Annotated in this window: 19 protein-coding genes and 1 riboswitch; all 19 genes read left to right on the plus strand. The window is 48.0% G+C overall.

Translation table 11 applies throughout. The features are described 5' to 3' along the window. The first annotated feature begins 76 nt into the window (after window positions 1–76). The 19 genes from J2X75_RS23540 (at window position 77) to atpD (ending at window position 18,369) form a co-directional block, all read left to right on the plus strand. Window positions 77–1,297: an FtsW/RodA/SpoVE family cell cycle protein gene (locus tag J2X75_RS23540; protein ID WP_310340667.1), complete on the plus strand. Its 1,221-nt coding sequence runs from the start codon at window positions 77–79 to the stop codon at window positions 1,295–1,297. Window positions 1,298–1,566: 269 nt separating this feature from the next. Beyond that, window positions 1,567–2,787: an FtsW/RodA/SpoVE family cell cycle protein gene (locus tag J2X75_RS23545; protein WP_310340669.1), complete on the plus strand. Its 1,221-nt coding sequence runs from the start codon at window positions 1,567–1,569 to the stop codon at window positions 2,785–2,787. A 255-nt stretch (window positions 2,788–3,042) separates the two neighbouring features. After that, window positions 3,043–3,702 carry a stage II sporulation protein R gene (gene spoIIR / locus J2X75_RS23550; RefSeq protein ID WP_310340672.1) on the plus strand — a complete coding sequence of 220 codons (660 nt, stop codon included), beginning with the start codon at window positions 3,043–3,045 and terminating at the stop codon, window positions 3,700–3,702. A gap of 293 nt (window positions 3,703–3,995) precedes the next feature. Next, a complete protein-coding gene (locus tag J2X75_RS23555) occupies window positions 3,996–5,138 on the plus strand; it encodes an L-threonylcarbamoyladenylate synthase (protein ID WP_310340674.1) in 1,143 nt (380 codons plus the stop codon). Window positions 5,139–5,313: 175 nt separating this feature from the next. Beyond that, window positions 5,314–5,874: a manganese efflux pump MntP gene (locus tag J2X75_RS23560; RefSeq protein WP_017691925.1), complete on the plus strand. Its 561-nt coding sequence runs from the start codon at window positions 5,314–5,316 to the stop codon at window positions 5,872–5,874. Between the two features lie 58 nt (window positions 5,875–5,932). Next, window positions 5,933–6,505 carry a low molecular weight protein arginine phosphatase gene (locus J2X75_RS23565; protein WP_036612575.1) on the plus strand — a complete coding sequence of 191 codons (573 nt, stop codon included), beginning with the start codon at window positions 5,933–5,935 and terminating at the stop codon, window positions 6,503–6,505. Between the two features lie 96 nt (window positions 6,506–6,601). Beyond that, window positions 6,602–6,683: riboswitch (ZMP/ZTP riboswitch) on the plus strand. Window positions 6,684–6,824: 141 nt separating this feature from the next. Next, window positions 6,825–7,418 (plus strand): TIGR01440 family protein, encoded by a 594-nt coding sequence (locus J2X75_RS23570; RefSeq protein WP_310340678.1) that lies wholly within the window; start codon window positions 6,825–6,827, stop codon window positions 7,416–7,418. Window positions 7,419–7,652: 234 nt separating this feature from the next. Next, window positions 7,653–8,900, plus strand: coding sequence for a serine hydroxymethyltransferase (locus J2X75_RS23575; RefSeq protein ID WP_310340680.1), 1,248 nt, complete (start codon window positions 7,653–7,655; stop codon window positions 8,898–8,900). A 433-nt stretch (window positions 8,901–9,333) separates the two neighbouring features. After that, complete coding sequence (upp, locus tag J2X75_RS23580; protein ID WP_017691929.1) at window positions 9,334–9,963, plus strand: uracil phosphoribosyltransferase; 630 nt, start codon at window positions 9,334–9,336, stop codon at window positions 9,961–9,963. Between the two features lie 50 nt (window positions 9,964–10,013). After that, the gene (gene wecB / locus J2X75_RS23585) at window positions 10,014–11,171 is read left to right on the plus strand and encodes a non-hydrolyzing UDP-N-acetylglucosamine 2-epimerase (protein ID WP_036667768.1); all 1,158 of its coding nucleotides are present in this window, start codon (window positions 10,014–10,016) and stop codon (window positions 11,169–11,171) included. Window positions 11,172–11,357: 186 nt separating this feature from the next. Then, on the plus strand, window positions 11,358–11,612 hold the full coding sequence (locus J2X75_RS23590; protein ID WP_024632723.1) for an AtpZ/AtpI family protein: 255 nt from the start codon (window positions 11,358–11,360) through the stop codon (window positions 11,610–11,612). Further along, window positions 11,605–11,982, plus strand: coding sequence for an ATP synthase subunit I (locus J2X75_RS23595; protein ID WP_062836961.1), 378 nt, complete (start codon window positions 11,605–11,607; stop codon window positions 11,980–11,982). Before J2X75_RS23590 ends, J2X75_RS23595 begins: the two co-directional genes overlap by 8 nt. 45 nt (window positions 11,983–12,027) lie before the next feature. Then, complete coding sequence (gene atpB / locus J2X75_RS23600) at window positions 12,028–12,846, plus strand: F0F1 ATP synthase subunit A (protein ID WP_310340689.1); 819 nt, start codon at window positions 12,028–12,030, stop codon at window positions 12,844–12,846. A 78-nt stretch (window positions 12,847–12,924) separates the two neighbouring features. Continuing rightward, window positions 12,925–13,149, plus strand: a complete 225-nt coding sequence (gene atpE, locus J2X75_RS23605) for a F0F1 ATP synthase subunit C (RefSeq protein ID WP_017691934.1) — start codon at window positions 12,925–12,927, stop codon at window positions 13,147–13,149. 113 nt (window positions 13,150–13,262) lie between these two features. Continuing rightward, window positions 13,263–13,751, plus strand: coding sequence for a F0F1 ATP synthase subunit B (gene atpF / locus J2X75_RS23610; RefSeq protein WP_036612568.1), 489 nt, complete (start codon window positions 13,263–13,265; stop codon window positions 13,749–13,751). Beyond that, window positions 13,748–14,296, plus strand: a complete 549-nt coding sequence (locus J2X75_RS23615; RefSeq protein ID WP_036612565.1) for a F0F1 ATP synthase subunit delta — start codon at window positions 13,748–13,750, stop codon at window positions 14,294–14,296. The genes atpF and J2X75_RS23615 overlap by 4 nt, the downstream gene beginning before the upstream one ends. A gap of 16 nt (window positions 14,297–14,312) precedes the next feature. Next, on the plus strand, window positions 14,313–15,827 hold the full coding sequence (gene atpA, locus J2X75_RS23620; RefSeq protein ID WP_047840700.1) for a F0F1 ATP synthase subunit alpha: 1,515 nt from the start codon (window positions 14,313–14,315) through the stop codon (window positions 15,825–15,827). Between the two features lie 170 nt (window positions 15,828–15,997). Beyond that, on the plus strand, window positions 15,998–16,870 hold the full coding sequence (atpG, locus tag J2X75_RS23625) for an ATP synthase F1 subunit gamma (RefSeq protein ID WP_076209796.1): 873 nt from the start codon (window positions 15,998–16,000) through the stop codon (window positions 16,868–16,870). 95 nt (window positions 16,871–16,965) lie between these two features. Beyond that, window positions 16,966–18,369, plus strand: coding sequence for a F0F1 ATP synthase subunit beta (atpD, locus tag J2X75_RS23630; protein WP_047840699.1), 1,404 nt, complete (start codon window positions 16,966–16,968; stop codon window positions 18,367–18,369). Window positions 18,370–18,391: the final 22 nt, after the last annotated feature.

Raw genomic sequence — 18,391 nt, forward strand, 5'->3', positions numbered from 1 at the left:
GGTTTTCTTTTTGCCGTGAAATCCTCTACAATGAGATATACCGAAGATTTCTGAATGCTTGGGGGAACATAATTACATGCTGCACAAATTTAAAAAGATAGACTATTCTATTGTCTTTATACTCGTTATTCTGATGGGTATCAGTATTTTGTCGATTTACAGTACAACGTTTGGTCGTCCAAAGCTGGAGGGACTCCCGAAAAGTGCAGTGATCTTTTATATTTTGGGATTCGTAGTCTTTTTTGGGATGTCGATGATCAACTATAAATTCATAATCAAAAATTATTTATATATCTATGGCGTGGGTATGCTGCTGCTCATTTTCGTAATGTTCTTTGGTAAAGAGTACTACGGGGCAAAAGGCTGGCTGTCCATCTTCGGGGTCAGCTTGCAGCCTGCTGAGTTGTTCAAGCTATGCCTGATAGTGTTTTTATCAGCCTTTTTGGCCCGAAAGAAGAATCGTCCGCTCTATTTTGGACGTGATGTTATTCCGATTTCACTCTGTGTTCTGCCGCCGTTACTACTCGTATTGCTTCAAAATGACTTGGGAAATGCGTTGAGTTATGTTGTCATTCTTGTGGGTCTATTATGGATCGGCAACATTAAATTTACGCATGCCCTCATTGGTTTTATTATTGCTGTGGCTACCTTTATCGGTGGTACACAGGCATATATTCATTATCATGATGAGATTGTTAAATTCCTGAATGACATTGGACGTTCGCACTGGGCGGATCGTTTTGACCCCTGGCTTGTACCAGAGCTGACCTCAAGAGATGTACTCTGGCAGACGTATAATGCAAAGCTTGCGATTGGTTCTGGCGGGATTACGGGCAAAGGTTATATGGAAGGCACAACGATTCAGTCGAATCGGGTGCCGCTGGCCTATGCTGACTCGATCTTTGTGCAGATTGGAGAAGAATTTGGTTTCATCGGTGCCTCGGTACTGCTTCTCCTGTACTTTATCCTGATTCACAGGCTGGTGCTGATTGCACTGGAGTGTAAGGATAGAGCGGGGCCTTATCTCATTGTTGGGATTATAGCGATGCTGCTCTACCAGATCTTTGTTAATATTGGTCCATTCATTGGTCTGATGCCATTGACAGGGATTACGCTGCCGTTTATCAGTTCGGGTGGTACCTCCATTATGATCAACATGATCAGCATGGGTCTTGTGATGAGTATTAAGGTCCACACGGAAGAGAACGAGGATATTCTTGGCTCTGCGGAACAACCAAGTATTACCGATTTGGTGATAAAATTGTTAAGACGCAAGCCATCCCAGCAGGAGCAATAAGTTCTCGAATCAAACCCTGAACTAGCACGTCAGATTTATGTATATAAGCTAGATAACTATAGAACCCTGGAACAGATCAGCCCAAGTCACATTGGGGTGGATGTTTTGGGGTTTTTATTGTTTTTAGAGTGTGAATCAGGCCATTGAATGGTTTGATTGTCACCCTGAAGCATCCAGATTTCCATTTTATTATCCAATTATATACAATGGTAATATTGAGTACAATTGGAAATCATAGAATGCTAGATTTCAGGGGGATGGACGGCGTCATGTTGAGAATGTTGAAAATGATGGACGGTGTTATTCTTTTTGTAATGCTGTTGCTCATGATTATTAGTGTATTTGCGATCTATAGCGGAACGCAGACAGATGCTAAATTGGCGAATCATCATGTCAAAACGATTTATTTCTATGTGGCCGGGTTCATTGCGGTGCTTATGATCGGGCTTGTGAATTACAAGTTATACGTGAAATATGCGTTTTATTTGTATGGCTTGGGGATCATACTATTGATCCTTGCGAATGTCCTGGGTAGTTCGATCAATAATGCTAACGGCTGGCTGAAGCTGGGCGAGAACTTTTCTTTTCAACCGGCAGAGCTGTTCAAGATGATTCTGATTCTGTTTCTCGCCCATTTGATCGTGAAGAGACAACGAGGCACGCTGAAATTTTGGAGAGATATTGTGCCGATTGGCTGCTGGGCATTTATTCCGTTTGCCCTTGTTATGGCTCAGAATGATTTGGGAAATGCGCTGGGGTATGTGGTGATTCTGGCTGCGGTATTCTGGATCGGGAATATGAGGCTGAAGCACGCATTGATTGCGCTGGCGATTGTGGGAGTCGCGTTCTTTGGCTTTGTTAAAGCCTATACTTTCTACCATGATGAAGTGTTCACCTTTCTTGAAAAGATAAAACGTGAGCATTGGGCAGAGCGTATTGATCCCTGGCTTGTACCGGAAAAGGCTACCTCCAAAGCTTCCTGGCATACGAAAAATGCAGGTTTAGCCATCGGTTCAGGGGGCATCATCGGCAAAGGGTACTTGCAAGGAACATCCGTTCAGAGTGGACGAGTCCCCTACACGTATTCTGATTCCATTTTTGTCGTGATCGCAGAGGAGTTTGGCTTTGTTGGTGCATCCGTACTGATTCTGTTGTACTTTATTCTGATTCAACGTATGGTGCTGATTGCTTTGGCATGCAGAGATCGCGCTGGTCCCGTCATCATTGTAGGTATTATCGGAATGTTGTTGTATCAGGTGTTTGAGAACGTAGGGGCGTTCCTCGGACTGATGCCACTCACAGGCATTACGTTACCTTTCATCAGTTACGGTGGCACCTCTCTGCTCATTAATATGGCTTGTATTGGGGTGGTCATGAGCATTAAGTTGTATGGACAAGAAGAGGAGGATGAACTTCTCATAGGGGAGCAGCAACCTCGATTGTCGGAACGTTTATGGAATATGCTCAAGAAAGAGAAAAGTGCTGTGTAACTGTTGAGTAGGTATAGTGAAAAGTAAAGCGGTGGGACGTATAACGTGATCGTTGGTAGAAATGAAGAGGTTGATTTGCCCTGTAACCAGGTGCGGATCAGCCTTTTTAACATGACTGGTGAGCGAATGTATATCATAGAATCGATTTAGTAGATTTATTGCAAATGCTAGGTTTACCTCCGTCTCTACCGGGCATACTGATAGACATGAGAGAGTTGCAGGCAACGTGATCAGAGAGCCGAGGGGGAGAACGGAATGAGCAGAAGAACTGTAAAGCAAATTGGACTTATTATTGTATGTCTTATGATGATTATCATGATATGGGAAGGTCAGAAAACGGATGCAGCTGTGGCGGCCACAGCGATTCCTGAACAATCGATTCGCTTGCGTATTCTAGCAAACTCGGATGCACCGGGAGATCAATTGGTAAAACGTGAGATTCGGGATACTGTCGTTGCTCAGATGGGCGAGTGGGTAGCCGAACTGGAGAATCCGCAAAGTCTGGATGAAGCGCGCAAGGTTATTCGTGAGCATTTGTCCGAGATTGAGAATAGAGTAGGAGAAGAGTTGGCCAGTCGCGGTTTAAATTATGAGTATCAGGTGGAGCTGGGTTCTGTTCCGTTCCCGACCAAACTATATGGTGGCACTGTGTATCCTGCCGGAGATTATGAAGCGGTTCGGATCACGCTGGGGGAAGGAAAAGGTCAGAACTGGTGGTGTGTGTTGTTCCCGCCGCTGTGCTTCATTGATGCAGGGACTGGGGATGCACTGGCGAAACCTTCAACGGTATTGGCCGCAGCTGCTGAACCAGGAGATGCCGAGGCATCTGTACAGGGGGATACACCGGAGGCGAGATTCTTTCTGTGGGATATGGCTGTGAAACTGTGGAGTTGGGTAACTGGGTTGTTCGCATAACAACGAATTTATACTATGGTAAAGGGCGACTTCGATTATGGGAGATGCCCTTTTGATATGAATTGGTGGCGAGGTTATAGTGAGACTCATGCGTGGAGTGAAGGTGAGGGGCATCCGAGGCGGGACAGGTATGTTATAATTACTTATATTGAATATGGATATGAACTAACCTACTTGAAGTTTAGGAATGATGATATATGAGCAGAGAAAACGAACCATTGCAACACACCTCTGAGATGAGGGATGGTAGAGAAGACCGTGATACGAAAGCTCCGGGAGGACTGGTCACCGAGATGTGGGATGTACGCGTCTTGGTGAGCGCTGAAAATGCTCTTGGAATGGGTAATATTGAATTGTTGGATGTGAAAAAGGGGAGCGCCGATCAACAGGCGCTCGCCGACTTGCAGGCTGCCGCAGCATGCATTCGTCAAGGTCAGACGGTGGCTTTTCCGACCGAGACGGTCTATGGCTTGGGTGCCGATGCGCGTAGCGCAGCAGCCGTGGAGGCTGTATTTGTCGCCAAAGGCCGACCTTCCGACAATCCACTGATTGTGCATATCGCGCACCGTGACCAGTTGGATGCTCTGGTCACGGAAGTGAACGAAACGGCGGAAGCGCTGATGGCGGCCTTCTGGCCGGGACCACTGACGCTGGTGCTGCCGGTTAGGCCGGGGGCGGTGTCCCCGCGTGTCACCGCCGGTCTGGACACGGTGGCCGTGCGCATGCCGGACCATCCGGTGGCCTTGCAGTTGATCGCGGCGGCGGCATGCCCTGTGGCTGCGCCAAGCGCCAACCGCTCCGGGCGACCAAGCCCGACACTCGCGTCTCATGTGCGCGAGGATCTGGATGGCCGCATCGGCGGCATTGTGGACGGCGGCCCCACCGGGGTGGGCGTCGAGTCCACGGTTGTGCAGGTCGGTGACGACGGTACCGTCACCATCCTGCGCCCTGGCGGCATTACGGCGGAACAACTGTCCGCCGTTGCCGCCCGTGTCGCCACGGACCCTGCGCTACTCGCGGAGGGGGCCGATGGCGTGGGCAGCCCGGCGCCGCGCTCGCCGGGCATGAAGTACACGCACTACGCACCCGCAGGGGCGCTGTGCGTGGTAGAAGGGCCGCCCGCAGCGGTGGCGGCCTGGATCAGCGCCGCCCTCGCAGAGGCGTCGCAGCGCGGAGAGCGCACCGCGGTGCTGGCGTTCGCCGAGCACGCGGAGCAGTACCGCGCCGATGCCGTGTTCTCGCTGGGAGACGCCAGCGAGCTGGAAGAAGCAGCGCGCCGGCTATACGCCGCGCTGCGCAGCTGCGATGAGCAAGGCGCCACATATATTGTGGCTGAAGCCTGCTCACGCGAAGGGCTGGGAGCAGCCGTTATGAATCGGCTGCTCAAGGCCGCGGGTAACCAACTCATCCAAGTTGGCAACCAGCAACCCTCTTAACCTCTCCTGATCACACAGTCAGGAGAGTTGCTTAACTTTTTCCAAAACAAAATCAAGATTCTATAAAGCCAGCATCTGACCAGAGATCCGTCGCCGTTTGCCTTTCATCGGTCATGTTTAGGTCCTTGTCCGCATATCGTGTACAAGAACCTTTACGTGACTTGGGGGTATGGGGATGTGGGATGTGTCTGCCCATGTAGGGCAGTTGGTAACCATTTTGATCATGGCTGTTGCGCTTGGCCTCGATGCGTTCTCACTCGGAATCGGAATTGGCATGAAGGGCATTCGGCTGCGGGATGTATTGCGAATCAGTATTGTAACGGCGCTATTTCATATCATCATGCCGCTCATCGGCATGTATATGGGCAAATACGTCAGCTCCCTGCTCGGTGACATTACGACGTATGCGGCAGGTGGATTGCTTGTTTTGCTGGGTGCTCATATGATTCTGAATGCATTCCGTGAAGGCGATACAAAGCTGGTGGACCACCGTTCCCTGCTCGGCGTTGTTTTGTTCTCCCTCAGCGTAAGTGTGGATTCGTTCTCCGTTGGCGTTTCCTTAGGGATGTTTAGCAGTGATCTGATCTTAACCGTACTTGCTTTCGGCGTTTGTGGCGGGGTGATGTCGGTTATGGGTCTGCTATTAGGCCGTCGGGTGAGCCAGAATCTCGGGGATTACGGCGAAGCTATTGGTGGCGCAATCTTGCTTGCGTTTGGACTTTTGTTTATATTTTAGAATAAAACTTGAGATATCATATCATTCGCATCATATGTAAAATGGGGAGGCTAACACAATGAAACATATTTTATTCGTATGTACAGGAAATACGTGCCGCAGCCCCATGGCAGAGGGGCTTTTGCGAAAACTGGCATCGGAGCGCGGCATTCAGGTAGAGGTTCGCTCCGCAGGTGTGGCAGCAACGTCGGGGATGCCGATCTCCCGACATGCTGAAGCGGTTTTGAGAGATCATAACGTTGAAGGTCCACCTCATTCCACACAGCTTAGCTCTAACCTGGTAGGTTGGGCCGATCTGGTTCTTACATTAACGCGGAGTCATAAGCAGCATGTCATGCAGGTTTTTCCCGACTCAGTCCACAAAACCTATACATTGAAAGAATATGTGGAGGATGATGAACAGGTATTAAGTGATGTTCAGGAGTTGGACAGCCTGTTTGCAACGCTTGAGATGAAACGTGCCCTTGGGCAAGAGATCCTGGCATCGGAGCGTGAGCGAGCCATTGAGATTAGACAACGAATTCCAAGTTTCGACATCTCCGATCCGTTTGGGGGAAGTCGTGATGATTACAATATAGCTGCAGCTGAGATTCGGACGGCATTGGACCGGCTTTTGGATAAGCTGGGATAATTCTGATCCTGCCGGGCAGGTTATAGAAATAGGACACATGATGTAAATTAACCGTTGATTTTAGACGCGGGTTGTTTTATGATGAAGGGGAAAACAGGGATCCGGTGTAACTGGCGACGAAGTGGGCATAACCACGATGGAGCACCGGAACAAACGGCCGGTCGCCTGGGCAAAAGAGCAATTCTGCGTTACCCGCAGACTGCTCTTTTTTTCGTCTTTCATCTGATTATTCGCTATAATAGTACCTGAGATGCCGTGCAAGAATACGAAGGACAGCCAAGAGACAGCGGGCATGATTTTATCGGGAGGCGATGATAGGATGACTATAGAGTTAGATTCGGAACAACCCGGATTGCAGGAACAGACCGCGTCTATTCTGCATGAACTGGCGCTTGCCGGACAGCTTGGACCTGGACAGATCGTTGTGATCGGTACAAGCACAAGTGAAGTCGCAGGCGCTCGGATTGGTACGAGTGGTGCCATTGAAGTGGCGCAGCAGCTTCTTGCGGGTATACGCGAGGTGCAGGAGGAATTCGGTTTTGAAACGGTATTCCAATGTTGTGAGCATCTGAACCGTGCGCTGGTAATGGAACGTTCTGTGCTTACTCGACTTGGATTGACCGAGGTTGGTGCAGTACCCGTGCCCAAGGCTGGAGGTTCAATGGCATCCGCAGCATATCGTTCGCTGACCGATCCATGCCTGGCTGAACATGTGCAGGCCCATGCGGGCCTGGACATTGGGGAGACGATGATTGGGATGCATCTCCGGCATGTAGCCGTACCCTATCGTACAGCGCTTCGCTATGTTGGAGATGCTCGTGTAACCACAGCGTTGACCCGTCCGAAGTTGATTGGCGGCGAACGCGCGGTGTATCGTATGGAAGAACAACCAGATTCGACATTTTGTGACTGATATCTTCAACCAATATAAAGCTAAATTAGACTTTACACGAAAACGGAGAGTGCAACACCAATCTGAAGAAGCGAAGCGTTCGCCTTTATCCCCGGATTTTCCCCTTATTATAAGGGAGTTCAGAAAAATCCGGGGATAACAGCGATCGGAAGATGGTGATGCAATCGAAGTCAGGAGTGTAACCACTGTAGTTTCGCTTTATAACTTCACTTATAAACTGGGAGGAATTTAATCATGGAACAATTGCGCAAGAATGACCCGGCAGTACTGGAAGCGATGAATCTTGAACTGAAACGTCAACAGAACAACATCGAACTGATTGCATCCGAGAACATCGTAAGTGAAGCAGTAATCGAAGCAATGGGATCTGTTCTGACCAACAAGTACGCTGAAGGATATCCAGGTAAACGTTACTATGGCGGTTGTGAGCATGTGGACATCGTTGAAGACATCGCACGTGATCGTGCAAAAGAATTGTTCGGAGCAGAACACGTGAATGTTCAACCTCACTCCGGTGCACAAGCGAACATGGCAGTATATCTTGCAGCGTTGAAACCTGGTGATACTGTACTCGGTATGAACCTTGCCCATGGTGGACACCTCACACACGGTAGCCCGGTTAACGCATCCGGTTTGCTGTACAACTTTGTAGCATACGGCGTACAGGAAGATACATTCCTGATTGATTATGATGAAGTACGGAAAGCGGCTTTCAAACACCGCCCTCGTCTGATCGTTGCAGGTGCAAGTGCATATCCGCGTACCATTGATTTTGAAAAGCTGGCTTCCATCGCCAATGATGTAGGTGCTTTGTTCATGGTGGATATGGCTCATATCGCAGGATTGGTTGCTGCTGGTCTGCATCCAAACCCGGTTCCACATGCGCACTTCGTAACGACAACAACACACAAAACGCTGCGTGGACCTCGTGGTGGTATGATTCTGTGCCGCAAAGCGTGGGCAGCAGCGATTGATAAAGCCGTATTCCCAGGTTCCCAAGGTGGACCTCTGATGCACGTGATCGCTTCCAAAGCGGTAGCATTCGGAGAAGCATTGCAACCTTCGTTCAAAACATATGCACAGAACGTTGTGAAAAACGCACAGGTTCTGTCTGAAACACTGATCGCTGAAGGATTGAACATCGTATCCGGTGGTACAGATAACCACTTGATGCTGATCGACACACGCAGCGTGAACATCACAGGTAAGGAAGCTGAGCATGTGCTCGATTCCATCGGTATTACCGTGAACAAAAATGCAATTCCATTCGACCCTACAAGCCCGTTTGTAACGAGTGGTATTCGAATTGGTACACCTGCTGCAACTTCCCGTGGCATGAACGAAGAAGCTATGGTAGCGATCGGTAAGATCATTGCCAAAACACTGAAAAATCCAAAAGATACGGCGAAGCTGGATGAAGCTCGTGCAGAAGTGACTGCACTGACAGACCAATTCCCGCTCTATACCGACCTTAAATACTAAGATTACTAAAAATATTGCTCGTGCTGTTTGTATTTGAGTTTCTCTAAAATGGAATACAAAATAACGAAGCAGACAGAATGAGGCCGTAGAAGCGAAGCGTTCGCATTTATTCCCGAATTTACACCTTTATAAAGTGATTCATAAAATTCGGGAATAACAGCGATCGAAGGAGCATTCTGGTGGCGGAGTGCAATTGTATTTATCATTTTCCTTATCTCAACGACATAACAGCATGAGCAAAACAGGACCGGATGGATCATTTTCCGGTCCTGTTTTTTATAGGATTCGGTATTCTGTAATGATTGGGTGCCCTTTGATGGTGTAATTCGTTGTTGGTGATGATATAATATACAGGATTTATCGAGCCCATGAATGGTGGCTAGGTATATTTGGAAATGCTTAACATGAAGAACTTACCGGAGGGACAAATTAGATGGGAAAATTAGTAATATGTGATCACCCTTTGATTCAACACAAACTGACGTTTATACGCGACATGCGTACGAATACGAAAGATTTTCGTGAATTGGTGGATGAAGTAGCAACGTTGATGGCTTATGAGATTACAAGAGATGTTGAACTGGAAACGATTGATGTACAGACACCTGTAGCTGCAACACAAGGTAAAGTCATCTCTGGACGTATGCTCGGACTGGTGCCAATTCTGCGCGCAGGACTCGGAATGCTGGATGGCGTTGTGAAATTGTTGCCAGCGGCAAAAGTTGGACATGTTGGTCTGTTCCGTGACCCGGAAACACTGCAACCGGTAGAATACTACACCAAACTGCCTACAGACGTAACAGAGCGTCAATTGATTGTAATTGATCCGATGCTGGCAACTGGTGGTTCGGCAATTGCAGCTATTGACGTGCTCAAAAAACGTGGTTGTACCCAAATCAAAATGATGAACCTGGTTGCAGCACCGGAAGGCGTAAAAGCTGTGCAAGATGCACATCCCGATGTGGACATCTATGTAGCAGCATTGGACGACCGTCTGGATGATCATGGTTATATCGTTCCAGGGCTTGGAGATGCAGGAGACCGTCTATACGGCACTAAATAAGCATATCGCATGCTTGTAATCGGAACTTATAGAAAAGGGGCTTTGCTCGAATGTCCAACAAAATTAAAGTCATGACGATCTTCGGGGTGCGTCCGGAAGCCATCAAGATGGCTCCGCTTATTTTGGAATTGCAGAAACACCCTGAGTCTATTGAATCTATTGTTTGCGTAACTGCGCAGCATCGCCAGATGTTGGATCAGGTACTTGAAGTTTTCGACATTCATCCCGATTATGATCTGGATGTGATGAAGGACCGTCAGACATTGAATGAAATTACAATTCGTGTGCTCGGCGGTCTGGAGCCGGTGTTAGCTGAAGCTAAGCCGGATATTGTACTGGTTCACGGGGATACATTAACTACCTTTGTAGCGAGCTATGCAGCATTCCTGCAACAGATTCAGGTAGGGCATGTGGAAGCGGGGCTGCGGACGTGGAACAAGTTGTCTCCATATCCGGAAGAGATGAATCGTCAGCTGACGGGAGTACTGGCGGATCTACACTTTGCGCCTACGGATTGGTCTTCTTCCAATCTTGCCAAAGAAAATAAATCGGAGTCTAGTACGTACGTCACAGGCAACACGGTAACAGATGTGTTTCAATATACAGTACGGGAGGACTACACACACCCGGTACTTGATTGGGCCCAAGGCAAACGCCTTGTGCTGATGACAGCTCATCGCCGTGAATCTCAGGGCGAGCCTCACCGCAACATTTTCCAGGCCGTCAAACGGATTGCCGACGAATTCGAAGATATTGCCATCGTGTACCCGGTGCATCCAAGTCCTGCTGTGAAGGAGCCGGCTCACGCGATTTTGGGGAATCATCCCCGTATTCAATTAATTGATCCACTAGACGTGGTGGATTTGCATAACTTTTACCCGCACACTCACTTGATTTTGACCGATTCCGGCGGTTTGCAGGAAGAAGCGCCTTCGTTTGGTGTGCCTGTGCTCGTATTGCGCGATACAACAGAACGCCCGGAAGGTATTGAAGCCGGAACGCTGGAATTGGTAGGTACTGAAGAGGAACGTGTGTATGAACGGACCAAAGCTCTGCTTACAGACAAAACCCTGTATGCAAGCATGAGTCAGGCTGCCAATCCATACGGTGATGGACATGCTTCGGAAAGAATTGTCAATGCGATTTTGCACCATTTTGGTGTAAATAGTGAGCGTCCGGAATCATTTCACAGAAAATTCAAAAAATAATACATTTTTTCTGACGGATTTATAAAGGGCATAGCATACAGTTAAACTGTACGGTTTACGCGGGTTTATGGGCTTTGAGGGTCTGTATTCCCGTCGTTTTCCCCTTTAAAACGCTAAAATCATTCAATTGACAAAGGCTCTCATCATTCAGTAAAATTAACTGGGATTGCAAGGGTGGCGTGGAAAATGGCCGATTCGAACAAACCAAATTCATCCCGTAACCATGACGATAATGTATGGAAAGCGATGGGGCTCGTGACAGCTTTTGGGATCGAGATTGCCATTCTCGCTGTTGCCGGATATTACGCTGGCTCCTGGTTGGACAAGACCATCGGAGGTAACGGAATATGGATCGCCGTAAGCGTTCTCTTTTTTCTTGCGGCAGGCGGTGTAAGCATCTACTTTATCGCGAAAAAATTCATGGGGGAAAGTGATGAGTGAACTAACCAGATACCGCAGATCGATGACTGTTTTCATCATGTACTTTCTTATGATTTGTTTTCTCGCAGCGGCCTTTATGCCACGTGTGGAGACAATTGCTTTGGGACTAGCCCTGGGTACAGGAATTAGCTGGATCAATGCATTTTACTTGGGCTACAAAGTAAGGAAAATGTCTGATGATGCGGCAGAAGGTAACTTGAAGCGTGTGAACCTGGGATTTTTGACAAGGGCGGCACTCGCTGTGCTCGGTATATTCATATCGATGCGCTTTCCGCAGTACTTCAATACATATGCGGTTGCAGGCGGTCTCGTCATTGCACAATTTTCCTTACTGATTATAGGGATTGTCCATTCCCGCAGAGCAGAATGATGTTAAGGGCTGCAGCTTTCAAGTCGAGAAAGGGGTGAGAAAAATATGCATGAAGCTCCAATTATTATGCTTGGCGGATTTCGATTGGATCTATCGGTTCTGTTGATGCTGGTAGTTACAGGTGCAATTGTTTTTATTTTTGCTGTACTGGCAACACGGAGATTATCCGTTGAAAATCCCGGCAAGCTGCAAAATTTTATGGAGTGGGCAGTAGAATTCGTCCGCAATCTGATTTCCAGTACAATGGATATGAAGAAAGGTAAACATTTTATCTCTCTCGCTCTTTCCATGATTATGTTCATTTTTGTAGGGAACATGCTCGGCCTTCCGCTCGTGGCTGTATCTGAGGTAACAGATGTTAATCAGGCGCGGGTATTCGGTAAGCCGATTGTTACAGCGGTGGAGGCGTTTGAAGAAGCACATGCCAAGGACCCTGAAGCACACCCACACGTTGAATTGGCTTGGTGGAAATCACCAACAGCCGACTTGTCTGTAACGATGGGACTTGCTCTCGTAGCGTTCCTTGTATCTCATGGACTGGGATTGTTCCGCAACACGAAAGGATATCTCCAGCATTACCTGAAACCATTCGCTTTGTTCTTGCCAATCAACTTGATTGAGACGGCATCCAAGCTGTTGACACACGGTATGCGTCTATTCGCGAATATCTTCGCGGGTGAGGTACTGATCGCAACGATCCTGAAACTGACCACATTTAAAGTGTTTGGTGCTATTGCAGCGATTCCGCTACTAATGGTGTGGCAAGGCTTCAGTATCTTTATCGGCGCGATCCAGGCATTTGTGTTTGTTATCTTGATGATGGTGTACATTTCACAGAGCATCGAGACGCACGACGAGCATTAAGTTTCAAGCCCTACGAAGATTTCTTCACCAGGCTGAACAATAAAAAATTCGATTTATCATTTTAAGGAGGATATACAAATGGGAGCAATGGCATTAATCGCAGCAGCAATTGTTGCAGGACTGGGCGCGTTTGGCGCAGGTATTGGTAACGGTATGGTAATCAGCAAAACGGTGGAAGGTATTGCCCGTCAACCGGAAGCAAAATCCACTCTTCAAACAACAATGTTTATCGGTGTAGGTTTGATCGAGGTATTGCCGATCATCGGTGTGGTACTCGCGTTCATGTTCTACGGTATGGCTTAATTAAATTTTAAAGGTTTGGCGGGGAAGGCCATAGCCATCCGCGCCTTCTTTTTAAGTAATGTCCGTTCTAACGGATGACGTTTCAAGGATACCTCCAGGAAGGAGTGAACAGATTGAGTTTCATATGGGAAAATACGCTTCTTGCGATTGTTGCATTTGCAATTTTATATTGGCTGCTTAGCCGTTATGCCTTCGGGCCTTTGTTCTCCATTATGGAAAAACGTCGTGAACTCGTGATGACGCAGATGAATGAGGCTGCACAGACTCGGGAACAGGCCATTGCCTATGTGGAGGAACAAAAACAAGCTCTTGAGCAAGCACGTCAAGATGCTTACGACATCATTGAACAGTCCAAACAAACAGGTGGCAAACAAGCTGAATCGATTTTGGCTGATGCAAAAGCTGAAGCTAATCGTCTGAAAGACGATGCAGTACGCGAAATCGAGAGCGAGAAGAACAAAGCAGTCGCAGCACTTCGCAGCGAACTGGGTACAGCTTCCGTTCAGATTGCATCCAAGTTGATCAAAAAAGAAGTTGAGAACGGTCCTGCACAAGAAGAGCTTGTGAACCAATACCTCAATGAGGTAGGAGGCCGACAATGAGCCGCGATACGATTGTTGCCAAGCGTTATGCGAAAGCATTGTTCGAAGTTGCACTTCAGCAACAGCAGGTGCTTGAGGTTGAACAGGAACTGGTGGCAGTAGTCAGTGCATTGACCGGAGATGCAGATATCGAGAAATTTATCGTATCCCCTAACATTTCTGATGAAGCCAAGCAGAACGTGATTCACTCAAGCCTTGATGGCAAGGTATCCGATTCAGTCCTTCGTACAGTCTTGTTGTTGATTGAGCGCGGACGCGTTGAATTGCTGGGAGACTTGCTGAATGATTATCGGAAGATCCAAGGTGAGTCGCTGGGCATCGCTGATGCACGTGTTTACTCGACTTATGCGTTGAATGATGAAGAAAAAGAAGCGGTAGCCCGTGAATTCGGTGGCCGTGTGAATAAAAAGATTCGTATCGAGAACATTGTTGATCCGACTCTGCTGGGCGGATTGAAAGTCGCCATTGGCGATACGATCTATGACGGCAGCTTGGCTGGCAAGCTCGAACGTCTTGAGCAGTCTTTTAACAGACGAGTACAGTAGATTGGGGTGAGGACACTTGAGTATCAAACCAGAAGAAATCAGTACATTAATTAAGAGCCAAATCGAACAATACAAGACCGATATCGATGTAGTCGAAGTCGGAACGGTAATCGAGGTTGGTGATGGTATCGCTCGTGTTTACGGACTTGAGAACGTCATGTCCAACGAGTTGGTTGAATTCCCAAGCGGTGTTATGGGACTCGCCATGAACGTTGAAGAAAGCAATGTCGGTGTCGTTATCCTGGGACCTTACTACGATATTCGTGAAGGTGACCAAGTGAAACGTACTGGTCAAATCATGCAAGTGCCTGTAGGCGAAGCATTGATTGGACGCGTTGTGAACCCGCTCGGTATTCCTGTAGATGGCAAAGGGCCAATCGCTACAACGGAATTCCGTCCGGTTGAAGGTAAAGCACCAGGCGTAATGGATCGTAAATCGGTTCATGAGCCGATGCAAACAGGGATCAAAGCCATTGATGCAATGGTTCCAATCGGTCGCGGACAACGTGAGTTGATCATCGGTGACCGTCAAACAGGTAAAACATCCATCGCGATTGATGCGATCCTGAACCAAAAAGGTAGCGGCATGAAGTGTATCTATGTGGCTATTGGTCAGAAACAGTCTACGGTTGCTCAAGTTGTGGAAACTCTTCGTCGTAAAGGCGCAATGGAGTACACAATCGTTGTAACTGCAGCAGCTTCCGATCCATCACCACTCTTGTACATCGCACCGTATTCCGGTTGTTCGATGGGTGAGTACTTCATGTACAAAGGCGAGCACGTTCTGGTTATCTATGATGACTTGACCAAACAAGCCTCTGCATATCGTGAGCTTTCCTTGTTGCTTCGTCGTCCACCGGGCCGTGAGGCTTATCCGGGTGACGTCTTCTACCTGCACTCCCGTTTGCTGGAGCGTGCTGCGAAGCTGAATGATGAACTTGGTGGTGGTTCTTTAACCGCACTGCCGTTTATTGAAACACAAGCTTCCGACGTATCTGCATACATCCCAACGAACGTAATCTCCATCACGGACGGACAAATCTTCCTGGAAGCTGACTTGTTCAATGCTGGACAACGCCCGGCGATCAACGTAGGTATTTCCGTATCCCGTGTTGGTGGTTCTGCTCAGATCAAAGCGATGAAAAAGGTTGCAGGTTCCCTGCGTCTCGACCTCGCTCAATATCGTGAGCTTCAAGCGTTCTCCCAGTTCGGTTCCGATCTGGATAAAGCGACTCAGGCCCGCCTGAATCGTGGTGCGCGTATGATGGAAATCCTGAAGCAAGGTGTTAACCAGCCTCTGCCTGTAGAACAACAGGTTGTCAGCTTGTACACTGCGGTTAAAGGATTCCTGGATGAGATTCCAACAGGTGATGTTACTCGTTTCGAGCGTGAGTTCCTCGCGTTCATGGAGAGTAGCCATCCGGAGATTCTTGCATCCATCCGTGATACTAAAGAATTGACTGCAGACAACGAAAATGCACTGAAAGGTGCAATTGAGAAGTTCAGAAAGAGCTTTGCTGTCTCTGTCTAAATAAATGATTGCAGGTGCGGAGTTGTCTAACCGATTCCGCATGTCTGCATGTAATACTTTGACTCTGTCAAAAAAGATGATGCTTACGATGTAGTTTTGACTTTGTCAAAACTAGTGGTGATGCTTACGAAGTAACTTTGACTCCGTCAAAGTTTTGAGGTGGTGAAATCATGGCAAAAGGCATGCGCGAAATTAAGCGGCAAATTAAAAGCGTACAAAGCACCAAGCAGATCACCAAAGCAATGGAGATGGTAGCTGCTGCAAAACTGCGTAAAGCGCAGGAAAAAGCGGAAGCAGCCCGTCCTTATTCGGAGAAGCTGAAAGAAGTTGTAGCTAGTATTGCATCAAGCACGCAAGGTATACAGCATCCGATGCTGGAGAGCCGTCCGGTCAAAAAGACGGCTTACCTGATCATTACATCGGACCGTGGTCTTGCAGGTGGATACAATGCGAACGTTTTGCGTCAGGTTAACCAGACGCTCAAAGAGCGCCACAACTCCCAGGATGACTACGAATTGTTCGTCATTGGACGTAAAGGACGCGATTACTTCAGACGTCGTGAAATGGCGATGGCATCCACAACAACGGATCTGTCGGATTCGCCTTCATTTGCAGATATCAAATCCATCGCACACGAAGCTGTTCATGGGTTTGAACTGGCTGAATTTGATGAATTGTACATTTGTTATAACCGCTTTGTGAATGCGTTGACCCAGATTCCTACGGTAGAAAAACTTCTTCCAATGGAAACACCTGAGGTAACTGCTGCGGAAGGACCAACGGCAAGCTACGAATACGAGCCGTCTGCTGAGGCTGTACTGGAGGTTCTGCTTCCGCGTTACGCGGAAACGCTGATCTATGGTGCACTTCTGAACGGTAAGGCAAGTGAGCTCGGCGCGAAAATGACAGCAATGGGTAATGCAACCAAAAATGCATCCAAACTCATTAACGACTTGTCATTGACATACAACCGTGCCCGTCAAGCGGCGATTACGCAGGAGATTACGGAAATTGTGGCAGGTGCCAACGCAGCACAAGGCTAACCGTTTTTTTATTAATGAAGGCTTGCAGAGCAAAGATAAACGAACGGTTCATTATTTTTGCAAAAGTAGCAGGCTTGTAGGAGGGGAACGTTAAGATGAACAAAGGACGCGTTGTGAGCATCATGGGTCCGGTTGTTGACGTCGAGTTTGATCGCGGCGGTCTGCCGGAAATCCTCAATGCCATTACGATCACTACAGTAAGTGAGAGCGGCGTAAGTGTAAACCTTACACTCGAAGCTTCGAAACATCTGGGTGACAACCGAGTACGTTGTATTGCGATGTCCTCCACGGATGGACTTGTTCGTGGTATGGAAGCTTTAGATACAGGAGCACCAATCTCTGTACCCGTCGGAGAAGCAACACTGGGTCGTGTATTTAACGTACTCGGCGAAGCAATTGATACTGGCGGTGCCGTGGCTGCTGAGCACAAGAACCCGATTCACCGTTCAGCACCTGCATTTGATGAACTGACTACCCAAGCAGAGATGCTGGAGACAGGAATCAAAGTTATCGACTTGCTCGCTCCTTACGCTAAAGGTGGTAAAATCGGTCTCTTCGGTGGTGCCGGTGTAGGTAAGACGGTAACCATTCAGGAATTGATCAACAACATCGCACAAGAGCACGGTGGTATCTCCGTATTTGCGGGTGTTGGTGAGCGTACACGTGAAGGTAATGACTTGTATCACGAGATGAGTGATTCCGGCGTTATCAACAAAACAGCAATGGTCTTCGGACAAATGAACGAGCCTCCAGGCGCACGTCTTCGTGTAGCCCTCACAGGTCTGACGATGGCGGAATACTTCCGTGATGAAGAAGGCCGTGACGTGTTGCTCTTTATCGATAATATCTTCCGTTTCACCCAAGCGGGTTCAGAAGTATCTGCCTTGCTTGGACGTATGCCTTCCGCGGTAGGTTACCAACCTACACTGGCAACAGAAATGGGTCAACTGCAAGAACGTATCACATCAACGAAAAAAGGTTCTGTAACATCCATCCAGGCCATCTACGTGCCTGCGGATGACTACACTGACCCGGCTCCTGCAACGACGTTTGCTCACTTGGATGCAACGACGAACTTGGAGCGTAAAATTTCCGAGATGGGTATCTACCCTGCGGTAGATCCACTGGCTTCGAGCTCCCGGATCTTGTCTCCTGAAGTTGTAGGTGAAGAACACTACAGCGTAGCTCAAGGCGTTAAACGTATCTTGGCACGTTACAATGAATTGCAAGATATCATTGCAATCCTGGGTATGGACGAGTTGAGTGAAGAAGACAGAGCGCTTGTATACCGTGCTCGTAAAATCCAACGTTTCTTGTCCCAGCCTTTCCACGTTGCTGAAGCATTTAACGGTATTCCGGGTAAATACGTTCCAGTTAAAGAAACGGTGCGCAGCTTTAAAGAGATTCTCGAAGGTAAGTATGATGATCTTCCGGAAGCAGCTTTCCTCTTTGTTGGTACAATTGAAGAGGCAGTGGAGAAAGCCAAAACACTGGTTTAGTCTGAATCCAGGATTGTCCTTA

It is taken from the genome of Paenibacillus sp. 2003, from assembly GCF_031455635.1.
In the GTDB taxonomy this organism is placed as follows: Bacteria; Bacillota; Bacilli; order Paenibacillales; family Paenibacillaceae; genus Paenibacillus; species Paenibacillus amylolyticus_B.

Bases quoted from the DNA above. Each gene is read 5' to 3' on its own strand.
- J2X75_RS23540 (WP_310340667.1), top strand. From the start codon at position 77: ATGCTGCACAAATTTAAAAAGATAGACTATTCTATTGTCTTTATACTC.
- J2X75_RS23545 (WP_310340669.1), top strand. From the start codon at position 1,567: ATGTTGAGAATGTTGAAAATGATGGACGGTGTTATTCTTTTTGTAATG.
- spoIIR (WP_310340672.1), top strand. From the start codon at position 3,043: ATGAGCAGAAGAACTGTAAAGCAAATTGGACTTATTATTGTATGTCTT.
- J2X75_RS23555 (WP_310340674.1), top strand. From the start codon at position 3,996: ATGTGGGATGTACGCGTCTTGGTGAGCGCTGAAAATGCTCTTGGAATG.
- J2X75_RS23560 (WP_017691925.1), top strand. From the start codon at position 5,314: ATGTGGGATGTGTCTGCCCATGTAGGGCAGTTGGTAACCATTTTGATC.
- J2X75_RS23565 (WP_036612575.1), top strand. From the start codon at position 5,933: ATGAAACATATTTTATTCGTATGTACAGGAAATACGTGCCGCAGCCCC.
- J2X75_RS23570 (WP_310340678.1), top strand. From the start codon at position 6,825: ATGACTATAGAGTTAGATTCGGAACAACCCGGATTGCAGGAACAGACC.
- J2X75_RS23575 (WP_310340680.1), top strand. From the start codon at position 7,653: ATGGAACAATTGCGCAAGAATGACCCGGCAGTACTGGAAGCGATGAAT.
- upp (WP_017691929.1), top strand. From the start codon at position 9,334: ATGGGAAAATTAGTAATATGTGATCACCCTTTGATTCAACACAAACTG.
- wecB (WP_036667768.1), top strand. From the start codon at position 10,014: ATGTCCAACAAAATTAAAGTCATGACGATCTTCGGGGTGCGTCCGGAA.
- J2X75_RS23590 (WP_024632723.1), top strand. From the start codon at position 11,358: ATGGCCGATTCGAACAAACCAAATTCATCCCGTAACCATGACGATAAT.
- J2X75_RS23595 (WP_062836961.1), top strand. From the start codon at position 11,605: ATGAGTGAACTAACCAGATACCGCAGATCGATGACTGTTTTCATCATG.
- atpB (WP_310340689.1), top strand. From the start codon at position 12,028: ATGCATGAAGCTCCAATTATTATGCTTGGCGGATTTCGATTGGATCTA.
- atpE (WP_017691934.1), top strand. From the start codon at position 12,925: ATGGGAGCAATGGCATTAATCGCAGCAGCAATTGTTGCAGGACTGGGC.
- J2X75_RS23615 (WP_036612565.1), top strand. From the start codon at position 13,748: ATGAGCCGCGATACGATTGTTGCCAAGCGTTATGCGAAAGCATTGTTC.
- atpG (WP_076209796.1), top strand. From the start codon at position 15,998: ATGGCAAAAGGCATGCGCGAAATTAAGCGGCAAATTAAAAGCGTACAA.
- atpD (WP_047840699.1), top strand. From the start codon at position 16,966: ATGAACAAAGGACGCGTTGTGAGCATCATGGGTCCGGTTGTTGACGTC.